Annotated in this window: 15 protein-coding genes; 5 read left to right on the top strand and 10 right to left on the bottom strand. The window is 73.6% G+C overall.

Annotated elements, in window-relative coordinates:
* Positions 1-246: 246 nt before the first annotated feature.
* Positions 247-4032, bottom strand: a complete 3786-nt coding sequence (locus AB0K51_RS24765) for a S8 family serine peptidase (protein WP_363459113.1) — start codon at positions 4030-4032, stop codon at positions 247-249.
* Positions 4033-4383: 351 nt separating this feature from the next.
* Between AB0K51_RS24765 and AB0K51_RS24760 the strand changes: the two genes are divergently transcribed.
* Positions 4384-5355, top strand: coding sequence for a winged helix-turn-helix transcriptional regulator (locus tag AB0K51_RS24760; RefSeq protein WP_363459111.1), 972 nt, complete (start codon positions 4384-4386; stop codon positions 5353-5355).
* 18 nt (positions 5356-5373) lie between these two features.
* Here the strand turns inward: AB0K51_RS24760 and AB0K51_RS24755 are convergent, their stop codons facing one another.
* The 4 genes from AB0K51_RS24755 to AB0K51_RS24740 form a co-directional block, all read right to left on the bottom strand.
* Positions 5374-6012: a methyltransferase domain-containing protein gene (locus AB0K51_RS24755; RefSeq protein WP_363459109.1), complete on the bottom strand. Its 639-nt coding sequence runs from the start codon at positions 6010-6012 to the stop codon at positions 5374-5376.
* A 38-nt stretch (positions 6013-6050) separates the two neighbouring features.
* The gene (locus AB0K51_RS24750) at positions 6051-6689 is read right to left on the bottom strand and encodes a class I SAM-dependent methyltransferase (RefSeq protein WP_363459107.1); all 639 of its coding nucleotides are present in this window, start codon (positions 6687-6689) and stop codon (positions 6051-6053) included.
* A gap of 130 nt (positions 6690-6819) precedes the next feature.
* Entirely contained in the window at positions 6820-8121 is a 1302-nt protein-coding gene (locus tag AB0K51_RS24745) for a hypothetical protein (RefSeq protein WP_363459105.1), read from the bottom strand.
* Positions 8122-8237: 116 nt separating this feature from the next.
* Complete coding sequence (locus tag AB0K51_RS24740) at positions 8238-8606, bottom strand: hypothetical protein (protein ID WP_363459103.1); 369 nt, start codon at positions 8604-8606, stop codon at positions 8238-8240.
* A gap of 306 nt (positions 8607-8912) precedes the next feature.
* Here AB0K51_RS24740 and AB0K51_RS24735 point away from each other — a divergent pair, with 306 nt between their 5' ends.
* Together AB0K51_RS24735 and AB0K51_RS24730 are read left to right on the top strand one after the other, a co-directional pair.
* Positions 8913-10058 (top strand): hypothetical protein, encoded by a 1146-nt coding sequence (locus AB0K51_RS24735; RefSeq protein ID WP_363459101.1) that lies wholly within the window; start codon positions 8913-8915, stop codon positions 10056-10058.
* A gap of 32 nt (positions 10059-10090) precedes the next feature.
* Complete coding sequence (locus tag AB0K51_RS24730) at positions 10091-11128, top strand: HEAT repeat domain-containing protein (protein ID WP_363459099.1); 1038 nt, start codon at positions 10091-10093, stop codon at positions 11126-11128.
* Positions 11129-11346: 218 nt separating this feature from the next.
* On the opposite strand, the gene AB0K51_RS24725 is transcribed toward AB0K51_RS24730, so the two are convergent.
* The 3 genes from AB0K51_RS24725 to AB0K51_RS24715 all read right to left on the bottom strand — a co-directional run bounded on the left by AB0K51_RS24725 (position 11347) and on the right by AB0K51_RS24715 (position 13340).
* Complete coding sequence (locus AB0K51_RS24725; protein ID WP_363459097.1) at positions 11347-12015, bottom strand: GNAT family protein; 669 nt, start codon at positions 12013-12015, stop codon at positions 11347-11349.
* Entirely contained in the window at positions 12008-12469 is a 462-nt protein-coding gene (locus tag AB0K51_RS24720; protein WP_363459095.1) for a GNAT family N-acetyltransferase, read from the bottom strand. The genes AB0K51_RS24725 and AB0K51_RS24720 overlap by 8 nt, the downstream gene beginning before the upstream one ends.
* A 133-nt stretch (positions 12470-12602) precedes the next feature.
* Positions 12603-13340: a Clp protease N-terminal domain-containing protein gene (locus tag AB0K51_RS24715; protein WP_363459093.1), complete on the bottom strand. Its 738-nt coding sequence runs from the start codon at positions 13338-13340 to the stop codon at positions 12603-12605.
* A 201-nt stretch (positions 13341-13541) separates the two neighbouring features.
* On the opposite strand from AB0K51_RS24715, the gene sph reads away from it, so the two are divergent.
* On the top strand, positions 13542-14528 hold the full coding sequence (gene sph / locus AB0K51_RS24710; protein ID WP_363459091.1) for a sphingomyelin phosphodiesterase: 987 nt from the start codon (positions 13542-13544) through the stop codon (positions 14526-14528).
* A 66-nt stretch (positions 14529-14594) separates the two neighbouring features.
* On the opposite strand, the gene AB0K51_RS24705 is transcribed toward sph, so the two are convergent.
* Together AB0K51_RS24705 and AB0K51_RS24700 are read right to left on the bottom strand one after the other, a co-directional pair.
* On the bottom strand, positions 14595-15008 hold the full coding sequence (locus AB0K51_RS24705) for a VOC family protein (protein WP_363459089.1): 414 nt from the start codon (positions 15006-15008) through the stop codon (positions 14595-14597).
* A gap of 10 nt (positions 15009-15018) precedes the next feature.
* Positions 15019-15450, bottom strand: a complete 432-nt coding sequence (locus AB0K51_RS24700; RefSeq protein ID WP_363459189.1) for a helix-turn-helix transcriptional regulator — start codon at positions 15448-15450, stop codon at positions 15019-15021.
* A 326-nt stretch (positions 15451-15776) separates the two neighbouring features.
* Here AB0K51_RS24700 and AB0K51_RS24695 point away from each other — a divergent pair.
* Positions 15777-16113 (top strand): aldehyde dehydrogenase family protein (locus AB0K51_RS24695; RefSeq protein WP_363459087.1); only part of this gene is annotated, 337 nt, incomplete at its 3' end.

Raw genomic sequence — 16113 nt, 5'->3', positions numbered from 1 at the left:
GCCGACGGCCGACGGGCAGACCAGTGGATCAACATCCTGTTGAGGCCCTGTTACGCCGGATTTTCCGGCCCGTAACGGGGACCGTCACATCCCGGCTATCGCCCCGGGGGGCCCGCACGTCCACACGCCCGCGAACCTACTACGCCGAACGGCCCCACTCCCGCGGCGACACGTGCCACCGACCGCGCGGGCGGCCGGGAGATGCCCCTCCCGGCCGCCCGCCCCGTGCTGCTGTCGGCGGACCCGTCAGCGCACCGCGTACGCGTCGGTGACGGTCTGGGTGACCTTCGCGCCGTCGGCGGACGCCAGCGTGACCTTCAGCGTCACGCTGCGGCCGGAGGCGCCCGCGTGGTCGAGGACCGCGACGTGGTCGGCGCCGACCGCGGCGTCCGTCCAGGTGCTGCCGCCGTCGTAGGAGTACGACAGCTGGGCGGCCGTCAGCGGGCCGGGGGTGTAGCCGGCGTGTCCGGTGGCGGAGAGTGCGATCCGCACCGGGCCGGCGGCGGCGGTGTTGGCGCCGTCGAGGTCGATCCGGTAGTCGGGGAAGAGCAGCGGCAGCGACTGCGAGTACTGCGCCGGGTCCCCGGTGGAGCGGAAGCCGAACTCGGTCTGCACCGCGGTGGAGCGCTGCCAGATGTCACGGTGGTAGAACCGCTCCTGCTGCAGCACCAGGGTGTAGTCGCGGGCCTCGGCCGGCACCTGCCAGACGTTGAACGGGCCGTACCAGGACCGGCCGAGCGACTCGCCGCCGCTGAGCAGCTCCACCGTCGCGCCGTCGCCGAAGTAGGCCTGGCTGCCGGTGTGGTCGGCGTTCCCGTCGCCCCACAGCGAGCGGCTGAAGTCGACGCCGATCAGGTCGGCCTGCCGTTCGCCGATCAGCAGCGCCTTCCCGTCGGCGTCCCGGCCCGCGGTGGGCCGCAGCACGCCCCGGTACCAGTCCTCGGTCCTGGCCTGGCCCGCCCGGTAGCGGCGCGGCTGGTCGGACATGAACTCGGAGAACGGCCAGCTGCTCTGCGCGTCGTGCAGCCACACCGTGTCGTCGGCGGTGTAGTAGGCGGCGCGGCCGGACGGGGTGGCGACCAGGCCCTGGCCGGTGGAGATCACCGCGTAGGGGTTCCACGGCCGCTCGACGCTCGTGTAGTCGGCCATCCGCACCGCGCTGCCGAGGGAGTGCCAGTTCTCGGTGACGGCCGCCAGGTCGCGGTCGCGGACGGTGTGGCGCTGCTTGCCGCCGATCGAACCGGTGTCGTGGAACGCCAGGTTGTAGACGTAGGGGCTGTCGGGCGTGGAGGTCCAGCGCAGGGTGACCGGACCGACGGCGAGCGCGGTCCGGAGCCGGCCGGCCTCGTCCGCGGTGACCGGCAGCACCGGGGTGTCCAGGCTGATGTCGTTCTTCCCGAACACGCCCGGCGTCCGGCGGTACGTCAGCACGCCGACCGCGCCCGCGGCGTGCGCGTTGGCGGAGACCTCGCGCTGCGAGGTGCCGTCGTCCGGGACGAGCACCAGCTTGCCGCCCACGCCCGCGGCGGCCAGGTCGGCGGGGCTGCCACTGGCTGCGGTGGTGAGGGCGGCGCTGCCGGTGGCGGGCAGGTGCGCCTCGGCGGCGTAGGCCGCGTAGTGCGGCTCCAGGGTGAGCCCGGCGCCGGTGAGGACCACCTCGGGGGCGGCCAGCCGCAGGTAGCTGCCGAACTCGAAGCCGCCGGTGCGGGCCTTGCCGGAGCCCCAGGCGGAGAGTTCGACCGGCTGGACGCCCGTCCGCACGCCGGTGGAGTCCACCCACTTGTCGCCCCACCAGCGGCTGAGTTCCAGGGTGGCGCCGCGGGTGCGCAGGTCGCGGTCGGCCCGGACGTCGATCCGCTCGGCCTTGCGGGCGTCGAGGGTGAGCACGGTGTCCTTGCTCAGGGTGAGTTCGGGCATCGCGAACGCGGTGACGGCGGTCGGCGCGGCCTCGCCGGTGGTGTCGCGGTGGTCGGGGGTGACGGCGAAGCCGCTGAGCGAGAAGGTGCCGGGGCGCAGCCGGTAGACGATCTCGCCGTTGGCGTCGGGGGCCTGGCGGCTGCCGGTGGCCTGGCCGAGGTCGACCAGGGTGATGCTGGTGCCGCTGTCGGCGGTGGCGGGCTGCCCGTCGCGGTCGACGACCTTGATCCGGACGGCGAGCGTCTCGGGCTCCACGTAGGCGTTGAACGGGGTGGAGACGGTGCTGCCGTCCTCGGCGGTGGCGAGCACCCGGCCCGTGACGTCGCCGTACTGACCACCCGTCAGGCGTGCGCTGGGGTCGAAGGTGAGCGGCACCTGGACGGTCGCCCCGGCGGGCACGGTGATCCGGTCGCTGCCGAGTTTCACGGCCTTCGCCTTGACCGCCGAGTCGTCGTCGCCGTCGGTGCGCTGCACCGCGAGCTTCAGTGTGACGGGGGCGGATCCGGTGTTGGTGTACGGGAGTTGGCGGGTCCGGGCGTCGGAGCCGCGCTGCGGCCAGGCGAAGTCGCCGAAGCCGACGGCGGGCGCGCCGAGCACGCGCTGGGTGGTGGCGGCGTCGGCGCGCAGCCGTCCGCCGCCGGTCTGCTGGACGTCGCCGGGGACGGCGGCCTGCGCGGAGGAGACCAGCGCGGCCTTCAGCTGGGCGGCGCTCCACTCGGGGTGGCGCTGCTTGACCAGCGCGGCGCTGCCCGCCACCAGCGGGGTGGCCATCGAGGTGCCGGACATCGCGGTGTAGGCGTACACGCCGCGTCCGCCCGCGGCGGCGCCGGTGACGTTGACGCCGGGCGCGGCGATCTCCGGCTTGAGGGTGTGGGCGCCGGTGACGGAGCCGTGGCTGGAGAAGTCGGCGGTCCGGTCGGCGGAGTCGACGGCGCCGACGGTGAGCACGGCGGGCGCGCAGCCGGGCGAGCTGACGGACTGGTAGCGGCCGAGGTTGCCCGCGGCGACCACGAACAGCGCCTTCGACTGCTCGGCGATGCGCTGCGCGGCGGTCGACATCGGGTCGGTGCAGTCGCTGGGTTCGGGGCTGCCGAGGGACATCGAGACCACGTCGGCGCCGGAGTCGGCGGCCCACTGCATGCCGGCGATGATCTGCGAGTCGGTGCCGGAGCCGCCGTCGTCGAGGACCTTGCCGACCAGCAGCCGGGCCTGGTCGGCGACGCCGCGCTCCTTGCCGCCGGAGGCCTTGCCGGTGCCGGCGATCTCGGAGGCGACGAAGGTGCCGTGGCCGACGGCGTCGTGGACGTCCTCGTCGGGGGTGTCGGCGGTGAAGTTGCGCCGGCCGTCGACCTGTCCGGCGAGGTCGGGGTGGTCGGCGTCGATGCCGGTGTCCAGGACGGCGACCTTGACGCCCGCGCCGCCGAGTCCGGCGGCCCAGGCGGCGGGCGCGCCGATCTGCCGGGTCTCGGCGTCGTTGGCGGCGCGCACCTTGCGGTCCAGCCAGAGCTTGCCGAGCCCGTCCCGGCCGCGGCCGGCCGCGTCGACCAGCTGGTCCCAGGTGCGCGCGGCGTCCTGCTTGGCGGGGGCGAAGGCGACGCCGTCGACGGCCTTCAACTGCTTCGTCCCGGCGGCGCGTTCACGCAGTTTCGGGCTGGCGTCGGCGGCGGAGGCGTCGCGGTAGACGGCGATCAGCGGCAGCGTCTTCGCGCTCTGGTCGTCGTAGCCCTGGCGCAGCAGCGCGGTGACGTCGAAGAGTTGGCGGTCGACGGTGCCGGCGGCGAGCGCGGCGCCCGCGCGCTGCGGGATGACGTACTGGTCGCCGTTCTGCTGCTGGGTGAAGTACAGCGGGATGTCGCCGTGTTCGTCGGGCAGCACGGTGACACTGGTGCGGCCGTCGGCGGTGGTGACGGCCTGGACCCGGTCGCCGGTGATCAGGGTGACGGTGCGGGGGGCGGTGTTCTGGCGGCCCGTCAGTCCCGTCCCGGCGGCGGGGTCGGCTGCGGGCGGGGCGGGTTGGGCCGCGAATGCCTGTCCGGTCGAGGTGAGCGTGCCGGTGGCGAGGATGCCCGCCACCGCCAGTGCCATCGCGCCGCGTATGCGCACCGGCAATGTCATGGACGCCTCCAGGAGTCGAGGTTATGGCCGGTGAGCCTGGCAGAGAACGGGTCTGACCGGTCATGATGGGCGCTGGCGGATCACCGCCCGGCGGCAAACCGCCACCCGGGGTGCGACCGGTGCGAACTGACAGTGCGTCGCCTCGCCGCCCCCGCGGCGGCGGTGCGCACGCACGGCGGTGCGCGCGCGGGGTGCCGCGGCGCGTGGTGGTTCGGCGCGTGGTGGTTCGGCGTGTGGCGGTGCGGCGCGTGGTGGTTCGGCGCGTGGTTTCTGGTGGGCGGGCACGGCGGACGACGGTCCGGTACGGCGGGTTCGGCGGGCGACGGCCTGGTACGGCGGAGGGAGCGGCGGATGCTGGCGGCGATCGGTCTGGACGAGCACGCCGAGCGGGTCTACACCCAGCTGGTGGCGCACGGCCCGGCGACCCGCGCCGAACTCGCGGCCCGCTGCGGCCCGGTGCCGGTGGGCGCCCTCGAACTCCTGCAGGCCTGCGGTCTGGTGGCGCCCGGCGCCGGGCGCCGGTTCACCGCCGCTCCCCCGGCCGTCGCCCTGGAGGCGCTACTCACCGGGCAGCGGCACGCCCTGCAGGAGGCCGAGTTGACCGCCTCGATGCTCACCGAGGCGTATCGTTCCGCCACCGCGCGGGAGGGCGACGCGTACCGCGATCTGGTCGAGGTGGTCGCCGGGCCCGCCGCGATCAGCCACCGGGTGGCCCAGTTGCAGGCGGGCGCGGAGCGCGAGCTGCTCGCGCTGGTGACCAGCCGTCAGCAGGTGGTGCCCGCCGACCAGACCGGTGCGGAGTCCGCCGCCGTCGAGCGCGGCGTCGCCTACCGGGTGGTGCTGGAGCGCCGGGCCCTCGACCAGCCGGGTGCGGCCCGGCCGTTGTTCGAGGCGATGGACCGTCAGCAGCAGATCCGGGTGGTCGAGCAGGTCCCCACCAAGCTGATCATCGCCGACCGCGCGCTGGCGCTGGTCCCGCTCACCGAGTCCGCCACCGACCCGGTCGCGCTGGTGGTCCGGGCCCCCGCCCTGGTCACGCTCTTCACCGTGCTGTTCGAACAGACCTGGGAGTGGGCCCACCCCCTCGGCCGCACCGGCCCCGCCCTCGCCGTCGGGCCCGTCCCGGCCGGCGAGCCCGACGAGACCGACCGCCGCATCCTCGCCCTGCTGCTGTCCGGTGCCACCGACGCCGCCGTCGCCAAGCAGCTCAACCTCGGCCTGCGCACCGTCCAACGCCGCATCAGCCGCCTGATGTCCCTCGCCCGCGCCGACACCCGCATCCAGCTCGGCTGGCAGGCCCACCGCCGCGGCTGGGTCAGCTGAGCCGGCCCTGGCCCTCCGTCAGACCGGTCGCTCCGCCAGCAGGTTCGCCTGCGGGAAGCGCTCGCCCGGGCCCGGTGCGCGGACCACGCGGGCGGTCTCGGTGAACCCCGCGGCGCGCAGCAGCCCCGCCAGGGTGTCCACGGGCCAGCGGTAGGCGGTGGTGACCTTGTGGTCGAACGGGACCGGGTGGTCGGTGTCGCCGAGCTCCGGGTCGGCGGCGAAGAACCCGGTCAGCAAGCGCCCGCCGGGGGCCAGCACCCGTCCGAACTCGGCCAGTGCGCCCGGGAGTTCCTCCGGCGGCAGGTGGATCAGCGAGTACCGGGCGAGGATCGCGCCGAGCGAGCCGTCCGCCAACGGCAGCGCGGCCATCGACGCCTGCACCCACCCCGTCGCCGGGCACCGTCCCCGCGCCTGCGCGAGCATCCCCGCCGACAGGTCCAGCCCGAACGCCCGTGCCCCGAGGCCCGCCAGGACCTCGACCGCCTCCCCCGGCCCGCACCCCAGATCGCCCACCGGAAGCCCCCGCTCCCGCACAGCCGGCCCCGCCACCAGCGCCTCGATCAGCGCCAACTCGGCCGCCTTCCCGCCCAGTTCGCCACGGAACAGCTCCGCGTACAGCTCCGCCACCCCGTCGTACGCCTGCCCGACCCCGCTCATCCCGCGCCGCCTCCCGCTCCCGTACCGGGCGGCCGAGCCTACCCGCGTGCCGGGTGTCCGGAGCGCCGGGCCCAGAACCGGACGTGCGCGCTGTCACCCTCGGGCACGACCTCCTCGTGGAGCACGTCGAGCCCGGCCGCCACGAGCCATCCGCGGTAGGTCTCGGCGTCGGCGTGGCTCCACCACATCGCCGCTCCACCGCCGAGCCAGTTCTCATCGGTCCCGGTCCAGGCCCGGTGCCCGGTGGTGCACAGGAACCAGCCTCCCGGCCGCAGCCAGGAAGCGATCCGCTCCAGCAGGACCGGCTGCTCCGCCAGCGGAACGTGGATCAGGGCGTACAGGCAGACCACGGCGTCGAAGCGCTCCCGGGGGAACTCCAGGGTCATGGCGTCGGCCCGGACGAACTCGGCGGCCGGCACGAGTTCCCGGGCCCGGCGGATCTGGACCTCGCTGATGTCGACGCCCGTCACGCGGTGGCCCGCCGCGGCCAGGGACCGGGCCACGGGAACTCCGGTGCCGCAGCCGACGTCCAGCACGGCGCCCGCGGCAGGGAGCCGGCCGAGCAACTCCTCGATCCACGGCCCGTACTTCGTCTCGCCGCCGAACGCGCGCTCGTAGTGCTCCGAGAGCACGTCGTACCCGCGCCGGACCGTCTGCTTCGGATCTTCGTGCTCCACGCGCGCAGGCTACGGCGCGGGTGTGCGGACCGCGACCGGTTTTCGCCCCGCTCCCGGGGGGATCGCCTTCCCCGCATCGCGTCAACGGCCGAGTGCGCAGCGGCCGTTGACGCGGAGGGGGTACAGACCGTCAGGAGGTGGTGAACCAGCCGGTCAGGTCGGTGATCAGCTGGGTCTGGCCGGAGTGGTTGTAGACGTCGAAGGCGCCGTTGCCGAGGCCGGTGGTCACGGAGTTGGCGACCGTGGCGTGGGGGGTGAGGTTGAGGTTGGAGGTGCTGGGCCGGGCCGCACCGTCGGGGTAGACGATAAGGTGGCCGTAGTCGGTGGTCTCGGTGGCGGTCACGTTGAGGGTGGCGCCGAGGGCGCCCGCGGGGGCGCCGGCCGGGGTGGTGGCCTGGATGCGGCGGACGCTGAACGGGGACAGCGGGCTGGTCTGGCGGGTGTCGGACAGCCGGGTCGGGGTCTTGAGCGCGCTGAACAGCCCCTGCCCGCTGGGTCCGTAGTAGCCGACCAGGTCCACGACCGCGTCCGCGCTGCCGGCGTTGTTGTAGATGTCCACCTTGCCGTCGGCGCCGACCGGGACCACCACCTGGTTGGGGACGGTCTGGCCGGGGCCGACGTTCACGCTGGAGCTGCCCCGGTAGGAGCCGGTCGGGTAGGCGGACAGGAAGGTGTCGGTGGTGGCGTTGGTGGCGGTGACCGTCAGGACCACCGCGGTGGCGTCGGCGGTGCCGAGTTCGGGCTTCGCGACCTGCAGGGTGCGGACCCCGCCGGTGCCGAGGGTCCCGGCGTCGAGCCGGGTGTCGGCCAGCCGCACGGGCGTCAGCGGCCCGTACTTGTTCGCCTCGCCGACCCGGTAGTAGCCGACCACGTCGAGGACGACGTCGACGCTGCCGGCGTGGTTGTAGACGTTGACCGACGGCATGGTGCTGCCGGGCGTGACGGCGACCGTGACCAGGTTCGCGACCGTCTGACCCGCCGTGAAGTTGATGCTGGACGTCGCCGGGACGGTCCCCGCGTCACCCGCCGCCGCGCTGAGCGTCAGGTAGCTGTCGGCCGTCCCGCCGGTGACGGTCACGTTGACCACCACCGCGGTCGCGTCGGCCGGCAGCACCGGCAGCACGGTCGGCGGCATGTGGCTGGTGCGCTCGCCGAGGTCCGCCTTGAAGTTCTGCCCCGCGGTGAGCTTCCCCTGCGCCATGTCCGGGTTCCAGTACTGGTTGCGGGTGTCCAGCACCCGCCTCGACGCCAAGCCGACGAAACCGGCCGGGGCGGTGGTCGCACCGACCGCGACGGGCGCGGCGGGCAATGCGGGCGAGGCGGATGCGGCCGGTGCGGTTGGTGCGGCGACGGCGGTGCCGCAGGACAGGACGGGAACCGCGACGGCGAGCGCGGTGGCCGTGGCCAACGCGATGACGTGACGGGCAGGCATGGTTGATTCCCCCTCAGAAGGACTTGCCGACGCCCTCGGCCGAGCGGCCACGAGGACGTTCCGCCGGGTACGACCCACCGGCGCACCGAATGGTTGCACAGATGCCTGACTGATTGTCAGACGGGTCGGTCGAGGCCCTCACGACGCGGCAGTTCGGCCAGCAGATCGCCACTGTCCGGGTCGTACAGCTCGACCGTGCACCGGTGCCCGAGCCGCCCGAACGTCTCGACCAGCGCCGTGATCCCGCTGATCGCGATCTCGCCCGTGAAGACCACCGGATCCAGCGGAAGCACCGACAGCAGGGCATACGTGTGCTCGGCCTCGAACTCGGTCCACGACTGCTTCCGCACCCGCCACCCCGCCGCGAACAGAATCTCCGCCACCTGCTCCGCGTTCGCCGCCGTCGGCACCGACCCGGCGATCTCGACGGTCAGCGCCCGCTCGTCGAACGAAGGCCCGGGGGTCCAACCGGAGGAGAACGTCACGAACCCGCAGCCTAGAGCCTTCCCCCGCCCTTCCGGCACGCGGTGGCCCGGGGTGTCGGGGGTGTCGGGGGTGTCGGGAAAAGCATTTGCCGCGCGGCGGGGAGGGCGGTCTACACTCCGGCTCGTGGCCGTCGTTGCGATTACTCGCCGATTTACCGGCCCCCCGGCTCCCGATGGGTGCCGCAGGGGTCGAGTTTCGCCACGCCGCCAGGACGGCTGAGGCTGCGCCGATCCCGGGCGGCGGGTTGTGCCCAGGGGCCGGGGGGACGTTCGTTCGTCACCCCTGCGAAGGCCCGGAGGCCCGCCTTGTCCACGTACCAGCCCGCCCACCTGTCCGCCGAGCAGCTCGCCCGCGATCTCGCGGTCCGCGACCTCACCGACCCGGCCGCGGGGCCGCACGCACTGCAGCTCGTCCTCGATCGCGCCGTCGCCGCCCTCACCCGGCACTGGGACTGCGCCCACCGCCTGCACCGCGGCGAGCGCGTCGTCACCGTGCAGGACAACTACGACCTCCTCGGCTACCGCGCCTCGGACGTCACCCGGGACGCCCGCTACACCCGCTACGTCGACGACCACCGGATGCTGCGCAGCCACTCCAGCGCGCTCGTCCCCGGCGCGCTGCGCACCCTCGCCGCCGAACGCACCGCCCCCGACCACCTGTTGCTCGCCTGCCCGGGCCTGGTCTACCGGCGCGACAGCATCGACCGCCTGCACACCGGCACCCCGCACCAGCTCGACCTCTGGTACCTGACCCGCCGCCCCGAACCGGCCTCGTCCGCCGATCTGGACGGCATGATCCGGGTCCTGGTCGAGGCGCTGCTGCCCGGCGCCGAGTACCGCACCGAGGAGCGCGTCCACCCGTACACCCTGGCGGGCCGTCAGATCGACGTGCTCGCGCCCGACGGCACCTGGGTGGAGATCGCCGAGTGCGGCCTCGCCCACCCGGAGGTCCTCTCCCGGGCCGGCCTCGGGGCCGAGTGGAGCGGCCTCGCGCTCGGGATGGGACTCGACCGGATGCTGATGCTGCTCAAGGGGATCCCGGACATCCGCCTGCTGCGCGCCGACGCCCCGGCGGTCACCGCCCAACTCGCCGACCTCGCCGCGTACCGGCCGGTCTCCCCGATGCCCGCGATCCGCCGCGACCTGTCCATCGCCGTCGACCCGTCCGACGCCGCGGAGGACCTGGGCGACCGCGTCCGCGAGGCCCTCGGCCCCGACGCCGACTACGTCGAGACCGTCGAGATCCTCACCGCCACCCCCGGCCACGACCTCCCCCCACAGGCCCTCACCCGCCTCGGCGCCCACCCCGCCCAGCAGAACCTGCTCCTCAAGATCGTCCTCCGCCACCCCGACCACACCCTCACCGACCACCAGGCCAACCTCCTCCGCGACCGCCTCTACGCCGCCCTCCACCAGGGCACCACCCACCACTGGGCAGCCCGCCGGGACTGACCTGTCGGCGCCGCCCGCTAGCGTCCTCGCCCATGACCGCCCCTCAGCTGCGCACCTCACTGGCCGACCCGGACCCGACCGTGCGCCGGTCCGCCCTGGTCGACCTCCGCCACAGCGAGGCGAGCGGCCCGGACCTCGCACGGCAGGTGCTGCCGCTGCTGGGGGACCCGGACCCGGCGGTGCGCCAGTCGGCCGTGTGGACGTTCGCCGACTGGGGCGCACCGGTGGTGACGCTGCTTCAGGCCGTTCGGCGCGACGGCCCCGGTGCCGTGCGGGCGGGTGCGCTGGAGGCCCTGGCGGAGATCGGCGGGGAGGCGGTGCTGAGCCCTCGTGACGTGGCGGCCGTCGAACGTCTGGCGCGCGTCAGACTGTCCGACGACCGTCCCGTGGCGCTGAACTGCTGTTACCTCTCGTGGCTCGCCGTCCGAACCGGCGACCAGGCCGGGCTGATGGACCTGCTGGACCTGTCGGCACCACGACCGGTACCGTTCGCCGCCGGTGTGTTCGCGGCGGACTGCGACAGCCACGGCGGCCTCGACGAGGCTCCGCTGGACCAGTTCCGCCGTGTCTTCGTCACCCCAGAACTCGCGGGTTGGACGCTGGTGGTCGGCGCCTGGTCCGACCCGGTGGACTCGGATCGCGCCGACGAGGTCCTCGACGTGTGCGCCCGCCTGAGTGTCCGCTACGGGCACGCCCAGGCATACTGGCACAGCTACCAGAACGACGGATCAGCGGTGCTGGTCGCCGAACGCGGCACGGTCCTGCGCCGGTTCGCCTACGTGCCCGGCGAGGACACGGAGGACCTGGAGCTGGGCGGCCCCCTCCCGTACGAGCACCGTCGCCGCGCCGAACTCGGGCTCCCCGCGCTGACGCCGGGTCGGGTCGACACCGAGGAGGAGCACGACTTGTGGACCGACGAGCTGATCGACCTCGCGCCCAACCTGGCGGCCGAACTCAGCCTGAACCCCCGCAGGGTGAACGCCGGTACGCCCTCGCGGGGTACCGGCGTCCTCGCTCTGACGGCGTACGGCCGGACCCTGGGCAGCCCGGTCGGCGCGCTCCGGCTCTGATCAGTCGGCCGACCTGCGACCGGACGGGGCCGGGTCGTTATCCCCGACCGAAGACTGGGCACGTAGCCACTGACCGGTATCCGTCACGACGCGAGTGGGGATGACGAACGTGGCACCGCAGAAGTCGCCCTCGGGGAAGCCCACGGGGATGGGTGGGGCGCCGCCGCCTCCGCCCGGGCCGGCCAATCCTCCGCCGCCGCACAGTCGGTGACGGAGGGTCAGGCACGGTGGTGCCGGGCGACCCGGGTCTGGAGGGCGGGCTTGGCGGTGGGCCAGTCGGTGTCGGTGAGGGCGAAGATCGCGGAGTCGCGCAGGCGGCCCTCCTCCCCCGGCATCCAGGAGACCGACCAGTTGCGCAGGACGCCCTCGAAGCGGCAGCCGGTGGCGGCGATCGCGGCCCGCGAGCGGGCGTTGCGCGCGTCGGTCTTCAGGTCGACCCGGTTGACGCCCCACTGCTCGAAGGCGTGCGAGAAGAGGAGCAGCTTGGCTTCGGCGTTGATGCCGGTGCCCTGGGCGGAGGCCGCCAGCCAGGTGAAGCCGATCTCGATCGCGAACAGGCGGCCGTTGTCGGGGAGGCGGCGCGGGTCCCAGAACGCGGTGGCGCCGACCACCTCGCCGCTGGCGGTCGAGACCTGCGCGTAGGGCGCGAGCCGGCCGGCCGCGGCGCGCTCCTGCTGGGTGGCGATGTACCGGTCGGCGGCGTCGGCGCGCGGGACCCAGGTGTAGCCGTAGCTGTCCCGGTTCTCCTCCGCGGCGCGCGCCAGCCCGGCGGCGTGGCGCTGCTCCAGCGGCTCCAGTCGCACCAACCGCCCTTCCAGCAACGGCCCTTCCAGCAGCGGCCCGTCGGGCAGCGGTACCGATTCGACGTCACCCGCTCGCTCAGTCATCAGCCGCGTCCACGGGTCGCCGGAGTTCGACGTACGCGACGGTGTCGCCGGGCAGCACGTACCGGTCGGTCTCGGTGAAGCCGCGGCGCAGCGCGAACTCCAGCCCGTCCTTGTTGCTGGCGAGCACCACCGTGGCCACCGTCTCGGCGCCGAGCTCGCGGGCCCTGGCCAGTCCGCGGTCCCAGAGCCGGGTGCCGTAGCCCTGGCGGCGGTGTCCGGGCAGGATCCGCGCGATGACCGTGACCGTTCCCGGATCGTCCGCCTCCGCGGACCGCACGGTGGAGCAGCCCGCCGCCAGCTCCCCGAGGTACGCGACCTCCAGGTGGTGGCGTCCGGACCGCTCGCGCACGTCGTCGAGCGAGAGCGGATCGGTCGGGATGATCACGTTGTGGACGTACTGCCAGTCGGCGAGCATCCCGTCGCCGACCGGCCGTTCGAAGCGCAGCTCAGTCACCCGAGCAGCGAACCGTCACTCGTGACGCTCGGTCAACACATTTACCGCGCACCCCTGCGGAGCGCGGGGCAGCCGTGCGACGGCCTGCTCCCCGTCCCGGAGCGGGCCGCCGCACGAGTCGTGGAGGCCGGCGTCAGGCGTCGGGCTTGGCGGTGAGGAGCGCGAGGGCTTCGGCGATCGACGCCTCGGCGGCGGCCTTGTCGAGGCCGAGGCCGGTGAGCAGGCCCTGGCCGGCCTCGTGTTCCAGCAGCGCGAGCAGGAGGTGCTCGGTGCCGACGTAGTTGTGGCCGAGGCGCAGGGCCTCGCGCATGGTGAGTTCGAGTGCCTTCTTGGCGCCGGCGTCGTACGGGACGAGTTCGGGCGCGTCCTCGACGGCGGGGGGCAGGGCGGCGCGGGCGGCGTCGCGGACGGTGTCGAGGGTGACGCCCTGGGAGGTGATGAAGGCGGCGCCGAGGCCCTCGGGTTCGGTGAGCAGGCCGAGCACCAGGTGCTCGGTGCGGACCTCGGCGTTGCCGGCCTCCTTGGCGGCCTGGTGCGCGGCCATCACGACGTTGCGGGCGCGCGGGGTGAAGCGGTTGAAGCCCTGGCTGGTGTCGAGGTCGCTGACCTCGCCGGGCGCCTTGGGGACGAAGCGCTTCTGGGCGGCCTGCCGGGTGACGCCCATGCTGTGGCCGATGTCGGTCCAGGACGCGCCGGAGCGGCGGGCCTGGTCGACGAAGTGGCCGATGAGGTGGTCGGCGATCTCGCCGAGGTGGTCGGCGACCAGGACGGCGCTCGACAGCTGGTCCAGCGCGTCGGGGTACGACTTCTTGATGCCCTCGATCAGGTCGTCGAGCCGGATCGAGTGGTTCGCTCCAGTGGTGTCAGCCATGAGGCAACCCTAGGTTGACACCCCTCCACTGTCAACCTTCGGTTGACACCATGCCCGACCACCTGACTACTCCTCAGTAGCGCTGTTTCGGACGCGTTCACCGACGGGCCGGTCACCGTCTTGTCGCGCGCCGCCGAACCGGAGTTGACTGCACGGCAGTTGGCTACACAACCTCTGCCGTCGACCCTCCCCGGAGTCCCCATGCCGCAGCCCCGCGCCCACCGCACCGCCCGGCTGACCGCCGCCCTCGGCACCGCCGCCGCCCTGCTGGCCGCGCCGCTGAGCACCGCGCACGCCGAAGCCGCTCCGCTCACCGCGCCCGCGCTGGACGTCCTGACCTACAACACCTTCCTGATGAGCACCTCGCTCTACCCGAACTGGGGCCAGTCCTCCCGGGCCCAGGCCATCGCGGGCGCGGACTTCTTCCAGGGCCACGACGTGGTGGTGCTGCAGGAGGCCTTCGACAACTCCTCCTCCGACGCGCTGGTCGCCAAGGCCTCCGGCGCGTACCCGTACCACACCCCGGTGGTGGGCCGTTCGACCAGCGGCTGGGACGCCACCGCGGGCAGCTACAGCTCGACCACGCCCGAGGACGGCGGGGTGGTGCTGCTCAGCAAGTGGCCGATCCTGCGCAAGGAGCAGTACGTCTTCAAGGACGCGTGCGGCTCCGACTGGTGGTCCAACAAGGGGTTCGTCTACGCGCAGATCAACGTCAACGGGCTGCGCACGCACGTGGTCGGCACCCACCTGCAGTCCACCGACTCCGGGTGCGCGAGCGGCGAGGCGGCGGACATCCGCGGCCGGCAGCTGCGCGCGATGAAGGCGTTCCTGGACGCCAAGCAGATCCCGGCGAACGAGCCGATCGTGCTGGCCGGCGACCTCAACGTGGACTCGCACGGCGGCGAGTACCCGTCGATGCTCGCCAACGGCAACCTGGCCCCGGCCACCACCCGCACCGGCTGGGCGAACTCCTTCGACACCGTCGACAACTCGATCGCCGCCTACCGCTACCCGGGCGAGCCGAAGGAGGACCTCGACTACGTCCTCTACCGCGCCGACCACGCCCGGCCGCAGCAGTACACCAACACCGTGCACCGCTTCCACAGTGCGCCGTGGACGGTCAGCAGCTGGGGCAAGTCGTACACCTACACCGACCTCTCGGACCACTACCCGCTGATCGCGGGCTGAGCCCGGGCACGACGACGGGCGCCCGCCCGGAGGGCTTCCTCCGGGCGGGCGCCCACGGCGCTGCGGCTACTTGCGGGGCTGGGCGAAGCGGACCATGTTGCCGGCCGGGTCGCGGAACGCGCAGTCGCGCACGCCGTACGGCTGGTCCATCGGCTCCTGGAGCACGTCGGCCCCGGCGGAGCGGATCTGCTCGAAGGTCGCGTCGCAGTCCTCGGTACGGAAGTTGACGGCGCGCAGCAGGCCCTTGGCGAGCAGTTCGGCGGCGGCCTGGCGGTCGGCGTCGGTGGCGCCCGGGTCGGCGACCGGCGGCTCCAGCACGACCTCCACGTCGGGCTGGGTGGGCGAGCCGAGGGTGACCCAGCGCATCCCCTCGAAGCCGACGTCGTTGCGCACCTCGAGCCCGAGGGCGTCGCGGTAGAAGCCGAGGGCCGCCTCGTGGTCGTCGACGGCGATGAAGCACTGCGAGAGCGTGATGTCCATGCCCCCGACGCTACTGACCGGCGCCCGCTTCCGCTTCTCCGTTCCTGATCGGCTCCCCGTCGGGCGTGTCCACCCCGGTGGGACGGCCGGTGTAGCTGCCGCGGATCGGCCGGGTGAGGTACTTGGCGACGCAGGCGGTGATGTGCTCGCTGGCACTGTGGTCGCGGGCCCGGTAGGAGCTGGGGCTCTCCCCGACCAGTTCGGTGAAGCGGGTGCTGAAGGAGCCGAGCGACGTACAGCCGACGGCCATGCAGACGTCGGTCACCGACAGGTCGCCGCGGCGCAGCAGCGTCTTGGCCCGCTCGATCCGACGGGTCATCAGGTAGCTGTACGGGGTCTCGCCGTACGCGGCGCGGAAGCTGCGCTGGAAGTGGCCGACCGACATCAGGGCGACCTGAGCCAGCGCCGCGACGTCCAGCGGTTCCGCGTAGTCGCGGTCCATGGTGTCGCGGGCCTTGCGGAGCCGTTTCAGGTCCTCGATCTGCACACGTCCAGGGTAGTCGCCCGGGCCGACGGTCGACGGGTTCCGCCCGCGCTCCCCGCCCACCCCGACGGGTCGATCATCCGCTGATCGTTCGTCATACCGCCTTCGCGGCAGGTGATTCACCCGGCAGACGGGTGCGTCGGACGCCGGGGCGCCCGCGTCCCGCTGCTAGCTTGCTGTCACGCGAGGGAGCACGGTGGAGTGGCCGCGGAGCGAGCCGCCACCTCCTCGCGCCGTTCGCCGCGCGCACGCCGTAAGGGCGCTGCCTCTGGATGGAGTGTCCGGTGCCGATCGCCACCGTCAACCCGGCCGACGGCCGGACCGTCGAGACCTTCGAGCCGCTGGACGCCGCGGCCGTCGAACAGCGCCTGGCGCGGGCCGAGGCCGCGTTCGTCCAGTGGCGGCTGACCTCGTTCGCGCAGCGCGCCGCGCTGATGCACCGCGCCGCCGACCTCCTGGACGAGCGGAACGAGCAGGTCGCCCGGACCATGACGCTGGAGATGGGCAAGACGCTCGTCTCGGCCCGGGCCGAGGCCGCGAAGTGCGCCAAGTCGATGCGCTGGTACGCCGACCACGCGGAGCGGCTGCTGGCCGACGAGCACCCGGACCCGGCGGACGTGG

The organism is Kitasatospora sp. NPDC049285 (genome assembly GCF_040678815.1).
Taxonomy (GTDB): Bacteria; Actinomycetota; Actinomycetes; order Streptomycetales; family Streptomycetaceae; genus Kitasatospora.
This window is presented reverse-complemented; position numbering and strand designations above follow the sequence as displayed.